Consider the following 20,480-nt stretch of genomic DNA (forward strand, 5'->3'; position numbering starts at 1 on the left):
CCTCTCGTCCGCGGCGCCCGCCTTGTGACCACTCGCACGAGCACCGCCTTTCCGTCCGCGAGGCTCGCCTTGTGGGCGCCCAGACGACCACCGCGTTTCGCCTCCCGGGCACTCACACGACCACCGCCGCGGGACTCACCTTTTTCTGGGCGCCTCCACGACGACCGCCAGGCGACTCGCCTTCCGGGCGCTCACACGACCAGGTTGAGGCGCCGCTGCGCCACGCCGATGCTCACCCGCTGCCCCCACGACAGTTCAAGCCGGTCCGACTCCAGCCCATCGGCGAACACGACGAGCCGCTCCCCCTCGCAGGCCAGCTCCAGCCGCTCGTCCGCCCCCAGCCGCCCATCGGTGAGCGTCGCCCCCGTGGCCGGCGACGGCCAGGCCTCCCGCACGAACCAGCACACCTCGGCAGCCTGCGGCTGCGGCAGCACGGGCGGATCGACCCGCTCCAGCGCGATCGACGAGCACCACCCGGTGGCCCCGGTCCCGGTGCCGACCACCACCCCGGACGACGACTGCCGCTCGCGCGCTCCGCCCGGAGCCGTCAAGGTGTACCGCGCGGACTGGTGACTCACGTGCCCGAAGTACACCTCGTTGAGCCCCAGCAGCTCCTGCCCGTCATCGAGCCGGGCCGACACCATGGTGCGCCGCTCGATGTCGCGACTCCTGAGCACCCGCCCGATCGCCCCGGCCTCATGTCGCACGAGCACCCCCGGGTTGCGCCCCGGCTCCGGATCGACCCCGATCACCGCCTGCCCATCGAGGTACTTGGCCACGTTCGCGACGAGCCCATCCTGCCCGACGGCGATGACCACGTCCTCGGGCCCGAACAGGAACCGCGGCAGATCCTCCCGATCGATGTGCCCCCGCCGCCAGTCGGCCGGAATGGCGGCCCCGACCGCGGTCATCGCGGCCTGCAGCGCCGAGTGCCGAGCCGCGACCTCCTCGAGATCCCGCCCCCGCTGCCGAAGGTAGTAATCGGCGGCGGCCCGGGTTCCATGCCGGCCGAGCAACTCGTCAAGCTCACTGCGCCGAGACACGATCACCGCCCGAGGCGCCAGCGTGCCCATGCTTCTCCTTCCCCCTGCCACGTACTCTCCCGCCCCCGCGACCACTGCGGGGCCGCCCACTCACCCGGCCCCGCAGCAATCCCGGCACCACCTCATTCGGCCCCGCACCGACTCGGCACCGCCTCACCTCGCTGCCGCAGCGACCCCGGCGCCCCCTCACCCGGCTCCCGCCGCGACCCCGGCCGCCCATCGCCCGGCCCCGCAGCGATCCCGGCGCCACCTCACCCAGCCTCGCAGCGACCCCGGCGCCACCTCTCTACTTGCCGAGCCGGTTGAGCAGCCCGGTCACCACATCCGGGGTGACCGTGAGCTGCCCGATCTCCGGCAGCTGCCCGGCCAGCTCCCGAAGGGCGAGCGCATGCAGCACCGCCGGCGGCAGATCCCGATACGCCGCCACCCGAGCCGCCTCGGCCTCCCCCTCGGCCAACCCGACCGCCCGAACCCCATCGGCCCGAGCCTGCGTCCGCAGCCGGTCCGCCTCCGCCTCAGCCGCCGCCGCCACCCGCGACCGCTCCGCCTCGGCCTGCGCGGCCACGAGCGCCGCGGCCGCATCAAGCTCGGCCTGCCGCTGCGTATTCGCCCCATGCTGCTCGACCAGCTGCTGCTCCCGCCGAGCAAGCTCGATCTTGTTCTGCAGCTCGTTCTCAGCGATGGCCCGCTCCTGCTCAACGGCTCGAGCCCGCCGCGCGTACGTCGCCCGATCCGCCTCCTGCTGCACCGCCTCCCGAGTGGGCGTCTGCAGCGCCCGCTCGAGATCGGGCTCGGGCCGAATGGCCACGACTCGAGCCGACACGACACTGACCCCGGTATCGGTCAGCCGCGGATCACTCCCGAGCGCCGCCGAGACCGCCTCCCGCACGGGCGCGATCCCGGCCGTGAGCGCCTCGGTCAGCGGCAGCCGGGCGAGCAGATCGAGCGCGGGCTGCTGAGCCAGCTCCGCCAGCAGCGTGGCGACCTGATCGAGCGGCTGTGCCCGCCACTGCCCGCCCTTGGGGTCCACGGAGAAGTCCAGCCGCTCCGCCGCCGTGGCCGGCACGCTGATCCGATAGGTGACCGTGGCTTGGACGGTGACGTCGGCGAAGTCACTGGTACGAGCATGAAAGAGCAACGGCAGCTCCCGATCGTCCACGGGTACTTCCGACAGCACCGCGGTCAACGGCCGGTACCAGAACGACTGCCCGACGCCTTCGTGCTTCACCACCCCGTTGACGTGATGCCGCACCCAGCTGGTGGGCGCCCCGCGCAGGTGCCGCCAGAACATCCGCCGTGTCACATCAGCCATGGCGCCTTCCCCTCCCCTGACTCAGCGGCACCGGCTCGAGCGCACCGCGGCCGCGCAGCGGGTGACCCGCGACGGCATCCGGCTCAAGCCACCGAACGAGCAGCACGCCACCCGCCCGGCCCAGCTCTGGAGCACCTACACTGCTCAGTTATCGTCAGACCGACGATATAAGTCGCACGAGTTTCTCGTCAACGTGGTGATAAATACATGTCATTTGCCGTAACGGTCGACCTGGTCATGCTCACGGTCCGGGCGGACGCCCTGTGCGTCCTGCTCGTGCGCCGCGCCATCCCCCCGTTCGAGGGCTCCTACGCCCTCCCGGGCGGCTTCGTCCTGGACACCGAGGACCTGACGGATGCGGCCATCCGCGAGCTGTCGGAGGAGACCGGCCTCCAGCAGCCGGCCACCCACCTGGAGCAACTGGCCACGTACGGCTCTCCCGGCCGCGACCCCCGAGCAAGAGTGGTAACGGTCGCCTACCTGGCCCTGCTCCCCGAGGCCCCGGACCCGACGGCGGGCAGCGACGCCGCCGAGGCCGCCTGGCTCCCGGTCGAGAGCCTGCCCCCGCTGGCCTTCGACCACGCGGCGATCCTCCGGGACGGCGTGGAACGAGCCCGGGCCAAGCTCGAGTACTCGCCACTCGCCGCCGCCTTCTGCCCGCCCGAGTTCACCATCGCCGAACTCCGCCAGGTCTACGAGGCCGTCTGGAACGCCAAGCTGGACCCGAGGAACTTCCACCGCAAGGCCACGTCGACCCCGGGCTTCGTGGTCCCCACCGGCCACTCCACCGCCGGCGACCGGGGCCGCCCAGCCCAGCTGTTCACCCGGGGCCCGGCAACGGTCCTCTATCCGCCACTCCTGCGCGCCTCGCCTCCAACGAGTTCGTGACATCCGCACCGGCGCATTCGCGCGCCCAGCCGCCGCTCGCCGCCGAGTTCCTGGCTCGCCCCCGCCGCACGTCTCCCAACCCAGGCCGATCTCGCGACGATGGATCCGGCGGGCGCTCATCTCGTGCGCGGCCGCTTGGGTGTTGCGGGAGCCGACGACGTTGGTTCCGGACCCAGTGACGTTGTCGGCGACGGTCATACGATTACCCGCCCGCCGGTGAGGTCGAGAGTCGCGCCGGTGATCCAGGACGCCGCGTCGGAGGCGAGGTAGAGCACAGCCTCGGCAACGTCCTCCGGTCGCCCGATGCGACCCAGCGGGAACTGGCCAGCGAGCGCCGCGAGTTGCTCGTCGGTCATGTGCTGCCGCATGCGGCTGTTCAGCACGGCCGACGGGGCGAGGCAGTTGACGCGGATGCCGTGCTTGCCGACCTCGGCGGCCAGGTGCTTGCTGAACATGACGACGCCGGCCTTGGCCGCGGCATAGGCGGCGCTGGCCAGCCCCGGCATCCGGCCCGCCGTCGACGACATCGTGACGATAACTCCCGCGCGACGCTCGATCATGCCGGGCAGCACCTCGCTGACGGCGAGGAAAACCGACGTCAGGTCGGCCTCGATGGTGGCCCGCCACTGCTCGGCGCCGAGTTCGTGGGTCGGAACGGGGCGCCCCTGCCCGCCGACGAACGGCGCCAGGATGTCGATCGGGCCGAGTGTCCGCTCAACCTCCTCGCGGATGCGGCGAACGGTCGCGTCGTCCGTGGCGTCGCCGGGCACCGCCAGCGCCGTCCCGCCGGTGCCGGCGATCTCGCCGACAAGGCTTTCGACCGCGGAGGAGTCGCGACCGTTGACGGCGACGCGAACCCCGTTGGCCGCGAGCGCCCGGCACGTGGCGGCGCCGATGCCACGAGACCCGCCGGTGACCAGGGCGACCTTGCCCTCCAGATCGGGATGACTGGTGAATGCCATGACGCACTCCATTCTCCGAACTGAATCGTTCAGTTGAGTGAATCGTTCTTGCTGGTGTACGATAGCCCCATGACGGACGGCGGGCAACCCAGGAGGCCACGAGGGGCGGCCTTCCTTCTGGCACAGCTCGGAGCACACGCATCGGAGCGGTTCGCGGATCGCGTGCAGCAGATCGGACTCTCACCGGCCGAGGTCGGACTGCTGCGGATGATCAACGGCCAGCCCGGGCGAAGCCAGCAGTCGGTAGCGGTCGACCTCGGGGTGGTGCCCAGCCGCGTGGTGGTGCTCATCGACAACCTCGGACACAAGGGCCTGGTCGAGCGGCGGACGGGCAGCAACGACCGGCGACATCACGAGCTGTATCTGACCGTCGACGGAGAGCGGGTCATGATGGACATGCGATCGATCGCCACCGAACACGACGACGAAATGCTCTCCGCGCTCGAGCCGGAGGAGCGCGAGCAGTTGACGGGCCTGTTGCAGAGGATCGCGGATCAGCAGGGTCTGACGCCGGGGGTGCATCCGGGCTACCGGCAAGGGACCGGGCGCCGAAAACCTGTCACCCCGACCAGGTGACGGCTCCCGGGCGGAGGGTTCGGAGGTCCGAGGCGACGCTGTCTACGCCTGCCGACCCAGGCACCTGACGGCGCTCGGGCCGAGGGTTCGGAGGTCCGAGGCGACGCTGTCTACGCCTGCCGACCCAGGCACCTGACGGCGCTCGGGCAGCGGTTCGGAAGTCCGACAGCGACGCCGTCCGTGCCCGCCACTCCGGGCACGTGGCGTCGTCCGGGCGGAGTCGCTTCACGGATTCCGTGGAGCGACGCGGTCCGCGAAGGTGGTCTGACGCCGTGAGCTTCCGGCCGCGAGACCGGCACGCACTGCGAGATTCCGGCCGCGTACTCAAAGACCGGCCCGCTCCGCGAACTTCCGGCCGCGCGCTCCAAGGCCGGCTCGCACCGCGAGCTTCCGCCCGGTTCGCCGGGGCAGAACGGCGCGCTGTTGAACTTGGGGCGCACCTTCGGGACACGGGCGCAAGGAAGCGGGATTCGTGGTCGTCGTCCTGGATGCGAGGAGGTGAGGTGAACGATGCGGGCACACGCAGGGTGATTCGCGAAGCATCGGCAGGGGCCGTGACTTGGCTGGCGCTGGACTACTACGGTCTACGGGCATGAGCTCACCTGACGACGCCGGTGTCGGTTCGGCCGACGTCGCGCCGCCACCGCCGGGGCCTACGCCTGCCGGGTTTGGCAGCAGGGTCGTCGCGCTCGTCGGGGCGATCGGGGCGCTGCTCGCGCTGGCGTTGCCGTGGGCTCGCGAGGACAGCACGGTCAGCGTGGAGACGAACTTCGGGACCGCCACCCTGCTGCAGCCGGGCGGCGATCAGTGGAGCGGGTGGGCGCTGCACGGGGCCAGCCGGCTCGACGGGCATCGGCCGGTCACGGTGGCGATGGCGATGCTACTCATCACGGCCACGTTCGTGCTCGTGGGGGCGGCGTGGGCGACGTTCGAGCGGCCTCGGGCGATCTGGGTCGCGCCGACGATGGCCGGCGTGGCGGTGATGACGCTCATCGTCAGCGTGCCGGGGCTCGACGGAGTCGCGGGGAAGTTCGGGGCCGGGCACGTCACGACGGTGGAGTTCGGGTTGGCGGTGTGGCGTACGGCGCTGGCGATCGTGGCCGTTGGAGCGATTCGGCTGGCGTTGCTGCAGGAGGCCAGCCGGCGAAGGTTGCGCTGATCCGGGGCGGAACAGGACAGCGGGGCGTGAGGCCGAGGTGGCAGCACGGGCGGCGTAACGCGGCGCCATGACAGCGACCGTGACCGACGCTGAGACAGACTGGCAGCAACACGTCGGCGGCGGTTGCGACACGATGGCGGCGTCAATGGAGACGGGAAGACCGGCGGAGGACCCCCGTCCGACAGCACGCGGTCACCGCCGGGTGTGTAATCAGCAGTGCAGCGATGGCCGAGCTGGCCGCGTTGGACGCCTAAGTGGAGAGGCTCCCGTCCGACACCTCATGGCGACCCGCAGGGTGCGCAATCAGCAGTGCGGGGTGGCCGAGCCGGCCACGTTGGACGCCCACGTGCAGAGGACCCCCGTCCGACAGCACGCCGGTTGCGTGATCAGCGGCGCGAGGTGAGTGAGTCGGCCGCGTGGAAACGGGAGCGGCCACAAAAAGGGCCGGCCGCTACGCGGCTGAGTCCTCCGCCTCCCGGCGTTGGGCTGCTGCTCGCCGCTGGTTCTCGCGCATCCGCTTGTACTGGTCCCTCGCCTGGGGGCTCCAGCCCTGGATCGCGCCCTCCACCGTCGCGGGGCCGAAGATCCGGAAGAAGAAGGTGCCCACGCGGTCCTTCTTCTCGGCGGGGTCGCGGCGCTTCAAGCCAAACACGTCGGGCTCCCTTGGTGTGCCAATGGTTGGGGTACCAATTATTGGTGTGCCGCTAGTATGACAGCCGCCAGGGTTGTGCGGGAAGGGCCGGGACACGTGACTGAGGACGCAAGGGTGGGCGATCCGCTCGCGCTGGAGCATCAGGTCTGCTTCGCGCTGGCGGTCGCCTCGCGGAATGTGATTGCGCTCTACCGGCCGTTGCTGGAGCCGATGGGGCTGACGCACCCGCAGTACCTGGTGATGCTCGCGCTGTGGCAGCGCTCGCCGCTGTCCGTCAAAGAGCTCAGCCGGTTGTTGCAGCTCGACCCGGGCACGCTGTCGCCGCTGCTCAAGCGGCTCGAAAGCGGGGGGCTCATCCACCGGCGGCGGGCCGAGCACGACGAGCGGGTGCTCGAGGTCACGCTCACCGCGACCGGGCGGGCGCTCCGGGCCGAGGCCCAGAAGATCCCGCCGGCCATCATCAAGCAGCTCGGCATGCCGATCGACGAGCTCCTGCAGCTGCACGCGGCGCTCACCCGGGTCATCGCGATCACATCAGCGAGCGACTAGGGCAAACGAACCGACGCCGAGCAACAAACCGACGCGCGCAACAAACCGGAGACGAGCAACAAGCCGGAGACGAGCAACGAGCCGGAGACGACGTCACGACTCGGTGCCGCGGACCTCGTACAGGCCGGCCTCGAAGCGGCGCTTCAGGGGCGGTATCCGATCCGTCGCCCGCAGGAACGTGCGCTGCGCGGCCAGGGCCACGCGGCCCAGCACCGGGCGGTGGACCAGCTGGTCGCCGCCGGTCTGCCGCTTCGAGGCCTCGACGGCCTTGAAGCCGTACTCGATCATGTCGCGCTCGTAGTCGCGCAGGGCGCCGATCGTGGGGCGGCCGCTCGTGGAGCAGGGCACCGCGTTCCTGCGGCGCTTCGACGACACCGTGCTGGCGGGCATGATCGAGATCCTCGAGTTCTCCACGCGTCAGCACAATTCGCACTTATCGCCGGACAGGGTATAAGTCCGAAATGTCGGGCTAGCGAAGCGCCCGACATTTCGGAGGCCGCACCACGACGAACAGCCGCCGACGCGCCGGGAATCATCGGTGCGCTCCCCGGCCGGGGCACGGTACCGTCCGCGTCCGTGGATGAACTGGTCAGCGGTACCGTCGCCGAGGGCTTCGAGCCCGTCGCCGAAGCCTTCCGGCAGCTGCTCGAGTCCGGCGCCGAGACGGGCGCCTCCGTCGCCGCCTACGCCGGCGGCGAGCTCGTCGTCGACCTGTGGGGCGGATGGGCCGACGCCGCCCGCACGCGCCCCTGGCGGGCCGACACCCTGACCACGGTGTTCTCGGCCGGCAAGCCGGTCGCGGCCCTCGCCGTGCTCGCCCGGGTCGCCGACGGGCGGATCGGGCTGGACGAGCCGGTGGCGCGGTACTGGCCGGCGTTCGGGCACGAGCGCGGCACCGTGCGGCACGCCCTCGCCCACCAGCTCGGGCTGCCCGCCGTCGCCGAGCCGCTGACCGCGGACGAGGGTCTGGACTGGGACCGCTGCACCGCCGCGATCTTCGCCTCGCCGCTGGAGTGGGAGCCGGGCACGGCGGCGGGCGAGCACGCGCTGACGTACGGCAACATCCTCGGCGCGATCCTGCGCGGCGCGACCGGCGAGACGGTCGGCGAGGTGGTTCGCGGCCTCGGCCACGACGTGCACTTCGGGGTGCCGGCGGCCGACCGGGCCCGCTGCGCCGAGGTGGAGTTCGGTGACCCGGGCTGGCCCGAGGCGTCGGTGCACGGCCACGGCGACCTGTGGGCCCGCGCCCTCGGCAACCCCGCGGGGCTGCTCGACACCGCGGTGCTCAACGGCGACGCCTGGCGCGGCGGCGAGCTGCCGGCCGTGAACCTGCACGCGACCGCCCGCGGGCTGGCCGGGCTCTACCAGGCCCTCCCCCGGCTGCTGCCCGCCGAGGTGCTGGCCGAGATGCTCGCGCCGCAGGCCGAGGGCGTCGACCGGCTGCTGGAGGAGGACGCGATCTGGACCCTGGGCCTCCGCCGCGACGAGGACTGGATCGGCATGGGCGGCATCGGCGGCTCCTCGGGCGGCGGGCGCCTCGCCGACCCGGACGGCTACCGGATGGCCTACGTGACGCGGCACCTGGCCGGGCACGACCGCGGCAACGCGCTGTACGACGCCGTCGAGGGCTGTCTGTCCTGAAACCTGTCCCAGAACGACCGCGTACGATGCGTCCGTCCATGGGGAGGACTGACGCAGATGAATAGAAGACGGGTGCTCGCCGGGGCCGCGATCGTCGTGGTGCTGCTCGGCGGGGCCGCCGCGGCCGCCGGGATCTACACCGGCAGTGTCACCGTGCCGCCGTTGCCGGAGCCGGGCGGGTCGACGGAGATCCTCTACTCCGACGGCACGCTCATGGCCCGCACGGGCAAGGACGACCAGGTGCCGATCGACACCGCGCGGCTGCCGGGGTACGTCGCCGACGCCGTCATCGCCGCCCAGGACCCGGGATTCCGGGACGGGCACTGGTTCGGCCGGCCGACGGACCTCAGCGTGCAGTACACCCGCAAGGTTCTCGACGATCCCCGGATCGGCACGGCGCGGCTCCTGGCGGTCGCGAGCCGGCTCGAGCGGCAGCACGGCCGCGACGTCATCCTCGACCGCTACCTCAACACGATGTACTTCGGCCGGCTCGCCTACGGCGTCGAGGCGGCCGCGCAGGCCTACTACGACAAGCCGGCCGCGACCCTCTCGCCCGGCGAGGCCGTCGTGCTCGCCGCGCAGCTGGACTCGCCCGGCGACGGCGCCTACGACCCGACCGTGCACGCCGACGCGGCCCGTAAGCGGTTCGAGGAGATCCGCGGGCGCATGAGCGGCGGCGGGGCCGGGGTCGTCTTCCCCGAGGGCACCACCCGCACCGCCGAGGACGCGACCAAGCGGCACAAGGCGCTGCGCCCGGACGGCAGCGACGGCCTCGTCGAGCGGCGCGTGCTCGACGAGTTCGCGACGCTCGGGCTGAACGCCGCCGGCGCCCGGATCTCCACCACCATCGACCGCCGGCTCCAGGGGTCGCTGCTCGTCGCCGTCGGCGCGGCGATGGGCGGCCAGCCCGCCAGCCTGGCGGCCGGCGCGGTCGCGGTCCAGCCGCTCACCGGGCGCATCCTGGCCTACTACGGCAACGACCGCGCGGCCGCGATCGACTACGCCGGCGCGCACCCGCCGGGCAACGTCTTCGCGCCGATCACGGTGGCCGCGGCGCTCAAGGCCGGGATCTCGCTGCAGTCGCGGTGGCAGGCGCCGGCGGAGATGGACTTCCCGGCCTCGGGCCGCACGGCCAAGGGCGGCAACCCGGTGCGCGACGTGCACCGGTGCCCGGGCGGCAAGGCGTCGTGCACGCTGCTGGAGGCCGAGCGCGACGGGCTGCGGGTGCCCCTGTTCGGGGTGACCGAGAAGGTCGGGCCGGGCAAGGTCCTCGACATGGCCCGGGCGCTCGGGGCGGGCACCATGTGGGCGACCGTGGACGGCAAGGCCCTGGCGGTCCGGCTCGACGGGCCCGGCGACGCGCTGTCGCCCAAGTACTTCAACACCGAGCTGGGCTACGGGCAGTACCCGATGACGCTGACCGACCAGGCGAACGTCATGGCGACGCTCGCCGGTGACGGGCAGCGGGCCAAGGCGCACATCATCGCGGCGGTGACCAGCGGCAGCAGGACCATCTACCGGGCCACCGAGCTCGCCGAAGCGGGCGTGGACGAGGCGATCGCGCGCAACGTGGCGTGGTCCCTCGCCCAGCAGCCGGCCGGGCGGCTCGCCGACGGGCGGCAGACGGCGCTCGCGGTCGGCGACTGGCCCCTCGGCGGCGACTTCGGCAAGACCGCGCACGCCACCGCGGCCGGCTTCGCGCCGCAGGTCGCGGTCGCGGTGTGGGTCGGGAACAAGGCCGAGGAGCGGCCACTGGCCGACAAGTCGGGGGCGCCCGTCACCGGCGCGACCCTGCCCGCGGCCGTCTACCGCCAGTTCATGGGCGCCGCGCTGGGCACGGCCCGCACCGACATCCAGCAGCCCGCGCTCCTCGGGGACCCGAAGGCCGGGAACGCCTGATCCACGTCTTGCTTTCTGAAAAGCTTTCTCAGGAGGTACACGTGGATCTGCTCACTCGCGACGGGCGCCTGCTGTCCGGGGCGCCCGCCGACGTGCTCGTCACCGGCGGAGTCATCGCCGCCGTCGGCGCCGCGGCGAACAACCCGGCCGCAGAGGCTCCCGAGGTCATCGACGCCGAGGACCACCTCGCCGGCGGCCCCGGCGGCCCGATCGCGTGCATGGACGAGGCCGGCCTGCTCGGCCCGCACCTGCAGCTCGTGCACGTCAACGCGATGACCGCCGACGACGCCGCACGGCTCGGCGGCTCCGGCACGGGCGTGACGGTCACCCCCGTGGTGGAGGCGACGATGGGCCACGGGGCCTCCCTACACCCGGTTCGCGGCCGCCGGCGGCCGGTGCGGCCTCGGCACCGACGTCGTGGTGAACGCCCCGCCGGACCTGTTCGAGCCGATGCGGGAGACGCTTCGACTCCGCGGCCGCGATCGGCCTCGGCGCCGTCACCGGCACCCTCACCCCCGGGATGCGCGCCGACCTCGTGCTGCTCTCGGGCCTGGCCCACCTGCCCGGCGCCGCGGTCGCGGGCGCGGTGGTGACGGCGCTCGGGCCGGCCGACGTGCGCACGGTGCTCGTCGACGGCCGGGTGGTGAAGCGGGACGGCCGGCTGACCGCCCTGGACCTGCCGAAGCTGCGCGCCCAGGCGGTCGAGCTGGGCCGCCGGACGTGCGGCTAGTGGCCGACTAGCGGGCGGCGCGGATCGCGGCGGCCATCTTCGCCGGGTCGTGGCCGTCGCGCACGCCCTCGAAGAGGATCGCCGACCCGGCGATGTGGTCGGTGCGCAGGTGCCGGATCGCCTGGTAGGCCGGGGAGTCGTACCAGGACCGGGCCGCGTCCAGGCTCGGGAACTCGATGATGACCACGGTGCCGGGCCACTCGCCCTCGCGGACCTCGACCGGGGGGCCGTGCACGAGGAACCGGCCGCCGAAGGGGTCGAGGGTGCCCTGGATGCGTTCGAGGTATTCCAGCACGTCGTCGTGGCTGCTTTGGCTGTGCAGGTGGGCCAGCGCGTATCCGTTCATGCCTTCGATCATGACCGGGCGGGGATCGCCGTGTCGATGACCCGCGAGGTCATACGGCCGCGTCGAGCAAGCGCCCGGCCGCGCGCAGGGCCAGGCCGCCCAGGGGCTCGGCGCGCATGACGGCCCGCACCGAGGCGCCGTCGAAGAGCATCGTGAGCTGGGCGGCCAGGAACTGCGGGTCGCTCGCGCCGAGGGCGGTGGCGTGCTGCTGGAAGTACGACTCCAGGCGTTGTTTGAAGGAGAGCGCGACGAGGGCCGCCGCGTGCGCCGGGTCGTGCAGCTCCACGGCCGTGTTCACGAACGGGCAACCGTGGAAGGACCCGGTGCCGGACCGCTCCTCCAGCCGGGCGAAGACGTGCAGGATGCGCTCGCGCGGCGGCATGTCCGCGGCCGGATCGGGGAAGTACCCCGCGACCGTCGCCGGCCCGTATTCGCGCAGGCTCTCGGCGATCACCTCGTCCTTGGTGGCGAACAGCTGGTACATCGACCGCTTCGACACGCCCGCGGCCTTGCACAGCCGCTCGACGCCGACCGTGGCCGCGCCCTCGGCGTAGAAGAGCTCGGCCGCGGCCCGCAACAGCCGCTCACGGGGGGAGGCGATGGAGGTCACACGGGACAGTCTACCCAACCGGAAACCGATCGTTCTACCGTAGGGGAACACCGGAAACCGATCGGTTTCCACGACTGCGAAGAGGTGTCGCGATGCGCAACGAGGTCGTGCTGGTCACGGGCGGCAACCGGGGGCTGGGGCGGGCATTCGTCGAGGAGGCCCTGGCCCGGGGCGCGCGCAAGGTCTACGCGGCGGCCCGCGACCCGAGGTCGGTGAGCATCCCCGGCGCCGTGCCGCTGGCCCTCGACGTCACGGATCCGGATTCGGTACGGCGCGCCGCCGCCGAGGCCCCCGACGTGACCGTGCTCATCAACAACGCCGGCATCACGACCCGCGCCAGCATGCTGCACGGCGACCTCGACGACATCCGCCGCGAGTTCGAGACGAACTTCTACGGCACGATCAACGTGACCCGCGCGTTCGCCCCGGTGCTCGCGGCCAACGGCGGCGGCCACGTGCTCGACGTGCACTCGGTGCTGAGCTGGATCTCCCAGGGCACCTCGTACAGCGCCAGCAAGGCCGCCGTCTGGCAGGCGACCAACGCGTTCCGCCTCGAGCTGGCGCCGCAGGGCACGACGGTGACGGGGCTGCACGTGGGGTACATCGACACCGAGATGACCGCGGGCGTCGACGCGCCCAAGGTCACCGCCCAGGACGTCGCGCGCCAGGCGCTCGACGGCGTCGCGGCGGGCGACTTCGAGGTGCTCGCCGACGAGGTCACCCGCACCGTCAAGCGGGGCCTGTCCGCGGACCCGGCGGCGCTCTACCCGCAGCTGGTCTAATGGGACGGTGAACGCATACCGGGCGGACGGGGAGTTCAAGCGCGACTCGCGGTACATCGCCGACCGCATCACCGCCGACGGGCGGGACGGCTGGCCGGTCGAGCCGGGGCGCTACCGTCTCGTCGTGAGCCGCGCGTGCCCGTGGGCCAGCCGGGCCGTCATCGTGCGCCGGCTGCTGGGGCTCGAGGACGTGCTGTCCATGGGCGTGTGCGGACCCACGCACGACGCCCGCAGCTGGACGTTCGACCTCGACCCCGGCGGCCGCGACCCGGTGCTCGGCATCGAGCGGATCCAGGAGGCGTACTTCGCCCGCTTCCCCGGCTACGAGCGCGGCATCACCGTGCCCGCGATCGTCGACGTCCCCTCCGGCCAGGTCGTCACCAACGACTACGCGCCGCTGACGCTGGACCTGTCGACCGAGTGGCGGGCGTACCACCGCGAGGGCGCGCCCGACCTCTACCCCGAGCCGCTGCGCGACGAGCTCGACGAGGTCATGGAGCTCGTCTTCAAGGACGTCAACAACGGGGTGTACCGCGCGGGCTTCGCCGGTTCCCAGGAGGCCTACGAGGCCGCGTACGAGCGCCTGTTCGCGCGCCTCGACTGGCTCTCGGAGCGGTTGCGGCGGCAGCGGTACCTCGTCGGCGACACCATCACCGAGGCCGACGTGCGCCTGTTCACCACCCTGGTCCGGTTCGACCCCGTCTACCACGGCCACTTCAAGTGCAACCGGCAGAAGCTCTGCGAGCTGCCGGTGCTGTGGGCGTACGCGCGGGACCTGTTCCAGACCCCCGGCTTCGGCGACACGGTGAACTTCGAGCACATCAAGCGCCACTACTACGAGGTCCACCGCGACATCAACCCGAGCGGCGTCGTGCCGCTGGGCCCCGACCTGAGCGGATGGCGGGAGCCGCACGGCCGCGAGTCCCTCGGCGGGCGCCCCTTCGGCGCCGGAACGCCGCCCACGGCACCCGCGGACCGGTAGCTTCGGCGGCATGGAACACGTCACGGTCGTCACCGGCGGCGGGCGGGGCATCGGCGCGGCGACCTGCCTGCGGCTGGCCCGCGACGGGCACCGCGTCGCGATCGGCTTCCGCAGCAACGCCCACGCCGCCGAGCGGGTCGCCGACGCCGTGCGGGCCGCGGGCGCCGAGGCCGTCGCGGTGCGCGCCGACACCTCGTCCGAGGACGACGTCGTGGCGCTGTTCGACACCGCCGCCCAGCGCCTCGGCCCGGTCACCGGCCTGGTCAACAACGCCGGCATCGCCTCGACCCTGGGCCGGCTGGCCGACCTCGACACCGCCGAGCTGCGCCGCGTCATGGACGTCAACGTCATCGGCGCGTTCCTGTGCGCCCGCCAGGCCGCCCGGGTCATGACCCGGGGCGGCGCGATCGTGAACGTCTCCTCGACGGCGGCGACCCTGGGCAGCCCCGGCAACTACGTGCACTACGCGGCGAGCAAGGCCGCGGTCGACGCGCTGACCCTCGGCCTGGCCAAGGAGCTGGCGGCCGACGGCATCCGCGTCAACGGCGTGGCGCCCGGCTTCGTGCACACCGAGATCCACGAGCAGACCGGCGACCCGAACCGCGCCGCGAACGTGGTGTCGCGCATCCCGGTGGGGCGCCTCGGCACCCCGGAGGAGATCGCCGAGGCCATCGCGTGGCTGCTGAGCCCGGCCGCCTCCTACGCGACGGGCACGACGCTGCGCGTCGCCGGCGGCCTGTGACGGGACCGGGTCACCACCGGGTCGTCAGCACCGGGTCACCACTGGCTCCAGGCCACGTTCCAGTCGCCGACGCCGTCGGTCAGGGGCAGGTTCTTGGGCGTGTTGCGCACCTCGACGACGTCGCCGGTGTCGAAGGTGTCGTAGAACCACTGCGCGTTGGCCGGCGCCACGTTCACGCACCCGTGCGAGGTGTTCGCCTTGCCCTGCGAGGGGATGTTCCAGTCGGCCGAGTGCACGTACTCACCCGAGAGCGAGATCCGGCACGCGAGCTTGATCTGCTCCTCGTAGTAGTTCGGGTTCTTCTTGTCCGTGATGCCGTAGCTGGCGGAGCTCATCGTGACGATCGGCTCCTTCGTCATCAGCACGTGCACGCCGGAGCGGGTGAAGAAGTCGATGGTCTCGCCCTTGGAGCCGGTGGTCGTGCCGCCCTTGCCCATGCTGATCGGGATCTTCTTGACCATCTGCCCGTCGACGTAGCACTCCATCTGGTGCGTGTTGGAGTCCGCGATCGCGATGCGCGACGGCCCGATGGAGAAGTTGGCGCTGGCGTTGCCGCCGCCGTAGGTGCCGTTGCCGAGGTCGACGCCGAGCAGGTTGACGCTGACCTTGACCGTGGTGCCCTTCGCCCAGTACTTCTCCGGCCGCCAGTGCGCGCTCTGGTTGGTGACCCAGTGCCACTTGCCCTCGACCTGCGGCGAGGTGGTGACCTTCATCGCCTGCTCGGCGGCGTCCTGGTTCTTGACGGCCTTGTTGAAGAAGACGATGACCGGCTGCCCGACGCCGTAGGTGCCGCCGTTCTTCAGCGCGGCCATCGGGTTGGCCTGGAACGTGATGTTCGCGACAGCCTTGGGCTGCAGCGTGGTGAAGCTCGCGGTCTGGCTGACGTCCTTGCCGTCCGCGCCGGCGCCGGCGGCGGTGACCGTGTAGGTCTGCCCGTAGGCGAGGGCGCCGCTCGACGTCCAGCTCTTCTTGTCCTCGGACAGCTTGCCGTCGAGGTTCTTGTTCCCGGCCGCGACGGTGACCGTGCTCAGCGTGCCGTTGTCGATGGCGACGGTCACCTGGCTCGTCGGCGACACGTCCTTGGTGTCGGCCGCGGGCGTGATGGTGAGCGTCGCGGGGGCTCCCCCGCCGCCTCCGCCGCCGGCGTCCGTGCCGGGTGAGGCGCCGCCGCCGGTCCAGGCGGCCTTGCCCTTGTTCCCGTCATTGCACGCGGCGAGCGCGGCGGCCGCGGCCACTCCCGCGCCCGCGGCCAGCATCTTGCGACGACTCCACATGTTTTGTGCCCTCCCCGTTCGCGAACGGTACTCACCGGGAGCCGCGCTGCAAAACCCCCGAATGGTATTGCCCGCAATGTCCGGGCGCGTTCCCGAGGGTTAGACGTACACGGAGGGCCGCCGCGTTTACGTCAGGATCCCGACACGACCGTGACCTCGAGACGGTCCGTGTAGAAGGCCACACGCTTCGCGATCGGCGCGACGGCCTCGTAGGGCGTCTCGTAGCTCCAGACCGCGTTCTCCACGGTGCCGTCGGGCGTGACGACCGAGTAGTAGGAGGCGTCGCCCTTGAACGGGCAGTAGGTGCTGTGCTCCGTGCGCTGCAGGAACTGCTGGTCGACGTCGTCGAGCGGCACGTAGTAGGCCACGGGGTAGGTGGACTCCTGCAGGGCCAGGGCGTTGGTGGTGTCGGCGATGACGTGCTCGCCGGAGCGGACGACGATCCGCACGTCGGAGGGCGTGACGGTGATCGGGTGGTCGGGGCCGGGGATCAGGTGTGGGCGACTCATGCCACCCACGCTAGGCCGGGAGGACCTTGTCGACCAGGCGGACCGGCAGATCGTCGTCCAGCGTCCACGGGAGGAAGATCGCGCGGTACACGATGGGCCCGACGATCCCGTCGATGATCTCGTCGGCGTCCAGCGCCGCGGGCTCGCCCATGATGACGAGGGCCTCGGCGCGGCGGTTGCGCAGGCACTCGGTCTCCTGCTCGCCCGCGGACGCGCTGCCCCCGCGCAGGAGGGCGGCGTTGATCGGCTTGCGGTAGTGCTCGACGACCTCGCGGGCCCAGGCGATGAGGTCGGCCCGCAGGTCGCCGGAGTGCGGGAGCTCGCGATCGGGGTCCAGGCGATAGGTCGCGATGTCGTTGAGCAGGGCGGCGGCGTCGCCCCAGCGGCGGTACACGCTCGTCGGGTTGACCCCGGCGCGCTCGGCCACGAGGGGAATCGTCACCTTCTCGGCGCCGCGCTCGCGGACGAGCTCCTCGACGGCGTAGCGGATCGAGGCCAGCACGGCGGCGCTGCGCCCACCGGTGCGGCGCACGGGTGCGGACACGGTGTGACCCTCCTTACTAATGCAATGTTCTTTGCTTTAACGGGGTCCTTCGGGCGTACCTTCAGCGTAACGCAAAGACCTTTGCTTTAGGAGTCGCGCGATGTCTACCGCAACACTCGCCCGCCCGGCCGTCACGCCCGCCCGGCGCACCCTTCCGCCGGCCGTGGCCTTCACCGGCGCCGCCCTGGCCTTCGCGTCCCTGTACCTCGCCGCCGGCGCCCCGACCCCGCTGCTCGTGCTGTTCGAGCGCGAGTGGGGCTTCGCCCCGTGGGTGCTCACGGTCGCCTTCGCGGCCTACGCGTTCGGCCTGCTCGCCTCGCTCGTCGTGGTCGGCTCCCTGTCCGACCACGTCGGCCGCCGCCCGGTGCTCGTCGCCGCCCTGGCCGTCGAGCTCGCGGCGATGCTCATGTTCGTCTTCGCCCCGAACATCGGCTGGGTGATCGCCGCCCGCGTCGTGCAGGGCGTCGCGACCGGCGCGGCCAGCAGCGCGTTCACCGCGGCCCTGGTCGAGCTGGCCCCCGAGCGGCACAAGCGGCTCGGCGGCATCCTCGGCGCCGTCGCCCCCGCGGGCGGGCTGGGCCTCGGCGCGCTGCTCACCGGCGCCGCCGTGCAGTTCACGCACCAGGCGAACCTCATCGTGTTCACCAGCCTCACCGTCATCATGGCCGTGGGCACCCTGACCGCGGTGCTGTCCGCCGAGACCGTCAGCCGCCGCCCGGGCGCCCTGGCCGCGCTGAGGCCGCGGGTCTCGGTGCCGCGGGCCGCCCGCCCCGACTTCCTGGCCGCCGCCCCGGCCCATCTGGCCTCCTGGATGCTCGCGGGCCTGTTCATGGGCCTGTCCCCGAGCATCCTGCGCGACGTGTTCCACCACTCCAGCGGCCTGCTCAACGGCGTCACCGCGTTCATCCCGCCGGCCACCGCCGCCACGGCCGCGTACGTGCTCAGCCGCCGCCCGGCCCGCCGCGTCGTGCGCACCGGCACCGTCGCCGTGCTGGCCGGCACCGCCATCGTGCTCGCCGGCATCGCGACCGGCACGCTGCCCCTGCTGTGGGTCGGCGGCCTGATCGGCGGCGCGGGCTTCGGCGCCACGTTCTCCGGCGCGCTGCGCACGGTCGGCCCCCTCGCCGAGGCCCACCAGCGCGCGGCGCTCTTCGCGGCCGTGTTCCTGGTGGCGTACCTCAGCTTCGGCGTCCCCGCGATCGTCGCCGGCCAGCTGGTGGCGCCCCTGGGCCTGCTCACCACGGTGCTGCTCTACGGCGGCGCGATCATCCTGGCCGCCCTCGTGGCCCTCGCGGCGCAGCTGCGGCTCGAGCGCTGAAAACCCTCACGAGCACTGGTCTCCCGGCCGATGGCAGGGGACCAGTGCTCATTCACGTCACGGAGGACACCGCATGCGCATCGGCGACGCGATCACGTTCAGCATGCCCGCCGCGGGCACCCCGGTCGACCCGGCGACCCGCCAGGCCCAGGTCAACGCCCAGGCCGACACCCTGAGCCAGCTCATGGGTACCAAGCACAACGTGCAGGTCGCGGCCAACGTGACCGACGGCAAGGGCGTCGACCTGTACATGTGACGGGATCGGATTCAGCTACGTGTGACGGGATTGAGCTCAGCCGCCCGTCGCGGGATTGAGCTCAGCCGCGCTTCGCCGGGTCGGGCTCAGCTCGGCCTGAGCAGCTCGCGCAGGCGTCGCGCGAAGGCCTTCGGCCGGAACACGTGGGCGCTGTGACCGCCGTCGAACTCGGCGGGCTCGCGACCGAGGAGCCGCGCCAGGGCCTCCGCCGGGGCCGCGTGCGGGCGGCCGCGGCTGCTGCGGCCCACCGCCGGGATGACCGTGGGCGGGGCGGGGTCGAGGAGTGGGTCGAGGTACAGCCGGAAACGCCTCGCCGCCGGGGCGTCATGGGCCAGGAAGAACGCGAGGTTGGCCGCCCGTTGCGGGCCCGGCCCCGGCAGCACGGCGTCCGGCTCGCGGTCGGCCGGGTCGATGCCGGTCATCGCGAGGAAATGCCCGATTGCCGTGGCCGCACCCTCGGCCCGGAACGCGTCCTCGACCGCCCGCTGCCGCGCCACGAACGGCTCCGGGTCGTCGAGCACCTGCGTGAGCGGCGGCTCGAAGGCCACGAGCGTGCGCACCAGCCCCGGATACCTGGCCGCGAGGTCGAGCCCGATCAGCGCGCCGATGCTGATCCCGAGCACGTCGACGGGTCCTTTCGCCCGCGTGGCGAGCAGGAACGCCAGGTCGTCCGTGTGCGACTCGATCGTCACCGGATCGTCACCGGCCGGGCTGCGGGACAGGCCGCGGCGGTCGTACGTCAGGACCCTCATGTCACCGGCCAGCTCGTCGACGAGCGCGGGACACCCGTCGGCATCCCCGTCCCCGGGCTGAACGATCACGAGCAGCCGCTCCCCGCGGCCGCGCATCTGGGTGTGCATGCCGCCGACGGTAAAGCATCATTTCTGATGCATCAAGCCTGTTGTAATCTGACGATCGTGAACGGACTCGAGCTACTGGTCCTGGGCCGCACCCTGATAAAACTGGGCAGCACGGCGATGCCGACCCTGGGTTCCCCGGACGCGGAGATGCCGGCCAGCGTGCGCTCGGTCCTGGTCGACGTGACCCAGCACCCGGACAGCTCGATCGGCGAGATCGCGGCGCGGACGGGCTTCCCGCAGAGCCACGTGTCGGCGTCGATCGCGCGGCTGCAGGAGCACGGCTCGGTGGTGACGTCGCCGGACCCACGCGACCGCCGGCGCACCCTCGTGCGGCCCAACCCGTCCGCGAAACAGTTCCTGATCGTGAGCGGCGACCCGGCGGACGACGCCCTCTTGCAGGCCCTGGACGACCCGCGGGCCCTGCCGGAGGTCCAGGCCGCCCTGCGGACCCTGTACTCCCACCTGGTCCGGCTCCCCTAACCCTTTCCCGCCGATCACGCCGACGCGGCCAGCACACGCACACAGCGCGGGCTGAAGAATCCTCCGCGCGCTGTCCGTGCGGCCCCGATGCACAGCCGCCGCCAGTCACCCAGACCCGGGCGGCACCGGGATCGTCAACCGGATGTTGACACGTACGTGTCACGATCGGGACGAGCTTGAACCTCTGCGCGACCTCGGGATGAAACGGCCTGACCGCGCGAGTGCGTTAGCGATTGCCGGAAGATCCTCCCGACGCGATCTGCAGACGAGCTAGCTACTTCGACCTGAAAAAGTAGATGTGGCTGCGCTGCCCACGGCTGGCCCGTGGGCAGCAGTTGGCCGCTGGGTCTGTGAGGGTGGGTCATG

The 20,480-nt window shown here is 72.1% G+C and carries 24 protein-coding genes; 13 read left to right on the top strand and 11 right to left on the bottom strand.

All coding sequences use genetic code 11. From position 1 onward, the window contains the following. Window positions 1–191: 191 nt before the first annotated feature. Window positions 192–1,073, bottom strand: a complete 882-nt coding sequence (locus tag ABT369_RS53370; RefSeq protein WP_350625626.1) for a hypothetical protein — start codon at window positions 1,071–1,073, stop codon at window positions 192–194. Between the two features lie 256 nt (window positions 1,074–1,329). Then, a complete protein-coding gene (locus tag ABT369_RS53375; protein WP_350625628.1) occupies window positions 1,330–2,355 on the bottom strand; it encodes an SPFH domain-containing protein in 1,026 nt (341 codons plus the stop codon). Between the two features lie 207 nt (window positions 2,356–2,562). Here ABT369_RS53375 and ABT369_RS53380 point away from each other — a divergent pair, with 207 nt between their 5' ends. After that, a complete protein-coding gene (locus ABT369_RS53380; protein WP_350625630.1) occupies window positions 2,563–3,243 on the top strand; it encodes an NUDIX hydrolase in 681 nt (226 codons plus the stop codon). A gap of 194 nt (window positions 3,244–3,437) precedes the next feature. Here the strand turns inward: ABT369_RS53380 and ABT369_RS53385 are convergent, their stop codons facing one another. Next, a complete protein-coding gene (locus ABT369_RS53385; protein WP_350625632.1) occupies window positions 3,438–4,205 on the bottom strand; it encodes an SDR family NAD(P)-dependent oxidoreductase in 768 nt (255 codons plus the stop codon). A gap of 69 nt (window positions 4,206–4,274) precedes the next feature. Here ABT369_RS53385 and ABT369_RS53390 point away from each other — a divergent pair, with 69 nt between their 5' ends. Both ABT369_RS53390 and ABT369_RS53395 read left to right on the top strand, forming a co-directional pair. Further along, window positions 4,275–4,781: a MarR family winged helix-turn-helix transcriptional regulator gene (locus ABT369_RS53390; protein WP_350625634.1), complete on the top strand. Its 507-nt coding sequence runs from the start codon at window positions 4,275–4,277 to the stop codon at window positions 4,779–4,781. Window positions 4,782–5,373: 592 nt separating this feature from the next. After that, window positions 5,374–5,940, top strand: a complete 567-nt coding sequence (locus ABT369_RS53395; protein WP_350625636.1) for a hypothetical protein — start codon at window positions 5,374–5,376, stop codon at window positions 5,938–5,940. A gap of 451 nt (window positions 5,941–6,391) precedes the next feature. On the opposite strand, the gene ABT369_RS53400 is transcribed toward ABT369_RS53395, so the two are convergent. Continuing rightward, window positions 6,392–6,592, bottom strand: coding sequence for a hypothetical protein (locus tag ABT369_RS53400; RefSeq protein ID WP_350625638.1), 201 nt, complete (start codon window positions 6,590–6,592; stop codon window positions 6,392–6,394). Window positions 6,593–6,706: 114 nt separating this feature from the next. On the opposite strand from ABT369_RS53400, the gene ABT369_RS53405 reads away from it, so the two are divergent. Beyond that, window positions 6,707–7,141, top strand: a complete 435-nt coding sequence (locus ABT369_RS53405; protein ID WP_502891941.1) for a MarR family winged helix-turn-helix transcriptional regulator — start codon at window positions 6,707–6,709, stop codon at window positions 7,139–7,141. Window positions 7,142–7,234: 93 nt separating this feature from the next. Here ABT369_RS53405 and ABT369_RS53410 read toward each other — a convergent pair whose 3' ends face one another. Further along, complete coding sequence (locus ABT369_RS53410) at window positions 7,235–7,531, bottom strand: hypothetical protein (RefSeq protein ID WP_350625642.1); 297 nt, start codon at window positions 7,529–7,531, stop codon at window positions 7,235–7,237. 186 nt (window positions 7,532–7,717) lie between these two features. On the opposite strand from ABT369_RS53410, the gene ABT369_RS53415 reads away from it, so the two are divergent. From ABT369_RS53415 to ABT369_RS53425, 3 genes are all read left to right on the top strand, one after another. Next, the gene (locus ABT369_RS53415) at window positions 7,718–8,782 is read left to right on the top strand and encodes a serine hydrolase domain-containing protein (RefSeq protein ID WP_350625644.1); all 1,065 of its coding nucleotides are present in this window, start codon (window positions 7,718–7,720) and stop codon (window positions 8,780–8,782) included. 57 nt (window positions 8,783–8,839) lie between these two features. Continuing rightward, window positions 8,840–10,681 (top strand): transglycosylase domain-containing protein, encoded by a 1,842-nt coding sequence (locus ABT369_RS53420; RefSeq protein ID WP_350625646.1) that lies wholly within the window; start codon window positions 8,840–8,842, stop codon window positions 10,679–10,681. A gap of 520 nt (window positions 10,682–11,201) precedes the next feature. Continuing rightward, the gene (locus ABT369_RS53425; protein ID WP_350625648.1) at window positions 11,202–11,411 is read left to right on the top strand and encodes a hypothetical protein; all 210 of its coding nucleotides are present in this window, start codon (window positions 11,202–11,204) and stop codon (window positions 11,409–11,411) included. Between the two features lie 7 nt (window positions 11,412–11,418). Here the strand turns inward: ABT369_RS53425 and ABT369_RS53430 are convergent, their stop codons facing one another. Continuing rightward, window positions 11,419–11,757, bottom strand: coding sequence for a DUF1330 domain-containing protein (locus tag ABT369_RS53430; protein WP_350625650.1), 339 nt, complete (start codon window positions 11,755–11,757; stop codon window positions 11,419–11,421). Window positions 11,758–11,806: 49 nt separating this feature from the next. Next, window positions 11,807–12,367 (bottom strand): TetR/AcrR family transcriptional regulator, encoded by a 561-nt coding sequence (locus ABT369_RS53435; RefSeq protein WP_350625652.1) that lies wholly within the window; start codon window positions 12,365–12,367, stop codon window positions 11,807–11,809. Between the two features lie 92 nt (window positions 12,368–12,459). On the opposite strand from ABT369_RS53435, the gene ABT369_RS53440 reads away from it, so the two are divergent. Genes ABT369_RS53440 through ABT369_RS53450 form a run of 3 tightly spaced genes read left to right on the top strand, consistent with a single transcriptional unit; the run spans window position 12,460 to window position 14,873 of the window. Further along, the gene (locus tag ABT369_RS53440) at window positions 12,460–13,149 is read left to right on the top strand and encodes an SDR family oxidoreductase (RefSeq protein WP_350625654.1); all 690 of its coding nucleotides are present in this window, start codon (window positions 12,460–12,462) and stop codon (window positions 13,147–13,149) included. Window positions 13,150–13,156: 7 nt separating this feature from the next. Continuing rightward, the gene (locus tag ABT369_RS53445; protein WP_350625656.1) at window positions 13,157–14,131 is read left to right on the top strand and encodes a glutathione S-transferase family protein; all 975 of its coding nucleotides are present in this window, start codon (window positions 13,157–13,159) and stop codon (window positions 14,129–14,131) included. Window positions 14,132–14,141: 10 nt separating this feature from the next. After that, window positions 14,142–14,873: a glucose 1-dehydrogenase gene (locus ABT369_RS53450; RefSeq protein ID WP_350625658.1), complete on the top strand. Its 732-nt coding sequence runs from the start codon at window positions 14,142–14,144 to the stop codon at window positions 14,871–14,873. A 35-nt stretch (window positions 14,874–14,908) separates the two neighbouring features. On the opposite strand, the gene ABT369_RS53455 is transcribed toward ABT369_RS53450, so the two are convergent. The 3 genes from ABT369_RS53455 to ABT369_RS53465 form a co-directional block, all read right to left on the bottom strand. Next, a complete protein-coding gene (locus ABT369_RS53455) occupies window positions 14,909–16,147 on the bottom strand; it encodes a L,D-transpeptidase (RefSeq protein WP_350625660.1) in 1,239 nt (412 codons plus the stop codon). A gap of 131 nt (window positions 16,148–16,278) precedes the next feature. Further along, window positions 16,279–16,656 (bottom strand): DUF427 domain-containing protein, encoded by a 378-nt coding sequence (locus tag ABT369_RS53460; protein ID WP_350625662.1) that lies wholly within the window; start codon window positions 16,654–16,656, stop codon window positions 16,279–16,281. Between the two features lie 10 nt (window positions 16,657–16,666). Then, window positions 16,667–17,200 (bottom strand): TetR/AcrR family transcriptional regulator, encoded by a 534-nt coding sequence (locus tag ABT369_RS53465; RefSeq protein ID WP_350625664.1) that lies wholly within the window; start codon window positions 17,198–17,200, stop codon window positions 16,667–16,669. Between the two features lie 100 nt (window positions 17,201–17,300). On the opposite strand from ABT369_RS53465, the gene ABT369_RS53470 reads away from it, so the two are divergent. Both ABT369_RS53470 and ABT369_RS53475 read left to right on the top strand, forming a co-directional pair. Beyond that, window positions 17,301–18,518: an MFS transporter gene (locus tag ABT369_RS53470; RefSeq protein WP_350625666.1), complete on the top strand. Its 1,218-nt coding sequence runs from the start codon at window positions 17,301–17,303 to the stop codon at window positions 18,516–18,518. A 73-nt stretch (window positions 18,519–18,591) separates the two neighbouring features. Then, complete coding sequence (locus tag ABT369_RS53475; protein WP_350625668.1) at window positions 18,592–18,774, top strand: hypothetical protein; 183 nt, start codon at window positions 18,592–18,594, stop codon at window positions 18,772–18,774. 86 nt (window positions 18,775–18,860) lie between these two features. On the opposite strand, the gene ABT369_RS53480 is transcribed toward ABT369_RS53475, so the two are convergent. Further along, window positions 18,861–19,634 carry an alpha/beta fold hydrolase gene (locus tag ABT369_RS53480; RefSeq protein WP_350625670.1) on the bottom strand — a complete coding sequence of 258 codons (774 nt, stop codon included), beginning with the start codon at window positions 19,632–19,634 and terminating at the stop codon, window positions 18,861–18,863. Between the two features lie 57 nt (window positions 19,635–19,691). On the opposite strand from ABT369_RS53480, the gene ABT369_RS53485 reads away from it, so the two are divergent. Then, window positions 19,692–20,114, top strand: a complete 423-nt coding sequence (locus ABT369_RS53485) for a MarR family transcriptional regulator (RefSeq protein WP_350625672.1) — start codon at window positions 19,692–19,694, stop codon at window positions 20,112–20,114. Window positions 20,115–20,480: the final 366 nt, after the last annotated feature.

The organism is Dactylosporangium sp. NPDC000244 (assembly GCF_040300725.1).
In the GTDB taxonomy this organism is placed as follows: Bacteria; Actinomycetota; Actinomycetes; order Mycobacteriales; family Micromonosporaceae; genus Dactylosporangium.

Coding starts and splice junctions, on each gene's coding strand:
- ABT369_RS53395 (WP_350625636.1), top strand. CDS start 5,374: ATGAGCTCACCTGACGACGCCGGTGTCGGTTCGGCCGACGTCGCGCCG.
- ABT369_RS53480 (WP_350625670.1), bottom strand. CDS start 19,634: ATGCACACCCAGATGCGCGGCCGCGGGGAGCGGCTGCTCGTGATCGTT.
- ABT369_RS53375 (WP_350625628.1), bottom strand. CDS start 2,355: ATGGCTGATGTGACACGGCGGATGTTCTGGCGGCACCTGCGCGGGGCG.
- ABT369_RS53455 (WP_350625660.1), bottom strand. CDS start 16,147: ATGTGGAGTCGTCGCAAGATGCTGGCCGCGGGCGCGGGAGTGGCCGCG.
- ABT369_RS53475 (WP_350625668.1), top strand. CDS start 18,592: ATGCGCATCGGCGACGCGATCACGTTCAGCATGCCCGCCGCGGGCACC.
- ABT369_RS53410 (WP_350625642.1), bottom strand. CDS start 7,531: ATGCCCGCCAGCACGGTGTCGTCGAAGCGCCGCAGGAACGCGGTGCCC.
- ABT369_RS53420 (WP_350625646.1), top strand. CDS start 8,840: ATGAATAGAAGACGGGTGCTCGCCGGGGCCGCGATCGTCGTGGTGCTG.
- ABT369_RS53440 (WP_350625654.1), top strand. CDS start 12,460: ATGCGCAACGAGGTCGTGCTGGTCACGGGCGGCAACCGGGGGCTGGGG.
- ABT369_RS53390 (WP_350625634.1), top strand. CDS start 4,275: ATGACGGACGGCGGGCAACCCAGGAGGCCACGAGGGGCGGCCTTCCTT.
- ABT369_RS53450 (WP_350625658.1), top strand. CDS start 14,142: ATGGAACACGTCACGGTCGTCACCGGCGGCGGGCGGGGCATCGGCGCG.
- ABT369_RS53370 (WP_350625626.1), bottom strand. CDS start 1,073: ATGGGCACGCTGGCGCCTCGGGCGGTGATCGTGTCTCGGCGCAGTGAG.
- ABT369_RS53425 (WP_350625648.1), top strand. CDS start 11,202: ATGCGCGCCGACCTCGTGCTGCTCTCGGGCCTGGCCCACCTGCCCGGC.
- ABT369_RS53385 (WP_350625632.1), bottom strand. CDS start 4,205: ATGGCATTCACCAGTCATCCCGATCTGGAGGGCAAGGTCGCCCTGGTC.
- ABT369_RS53470 (WP_350625666.1), top strand. CDS start 17,301: ATGTCTACCGCAACACTCGCCCGCCCGGCCGTCACGCCCGCCCGGCGC.
- ABT369_RS53460 (WP_350625662.1), bottom strand. CDS start 16,656: ATGAGTCGCCCACACCTGATCCCCGGCCCCGACCACCCGATCACCGTC.
- ABT369_RS53430 (WP_350625650.1), bottom strand. CDS start 11,757: ATGAACGGATACGCGCTGGCCCACCTGCACAGCCAAAGCAGCCACGAC.
- ABT369_RS53380 (WP_350625630.1), top strand. CDS start 2,563: ATGTCATTTGCCGTAACGGTCGACCTGGTCATGCTCACGGTCCGGGCG.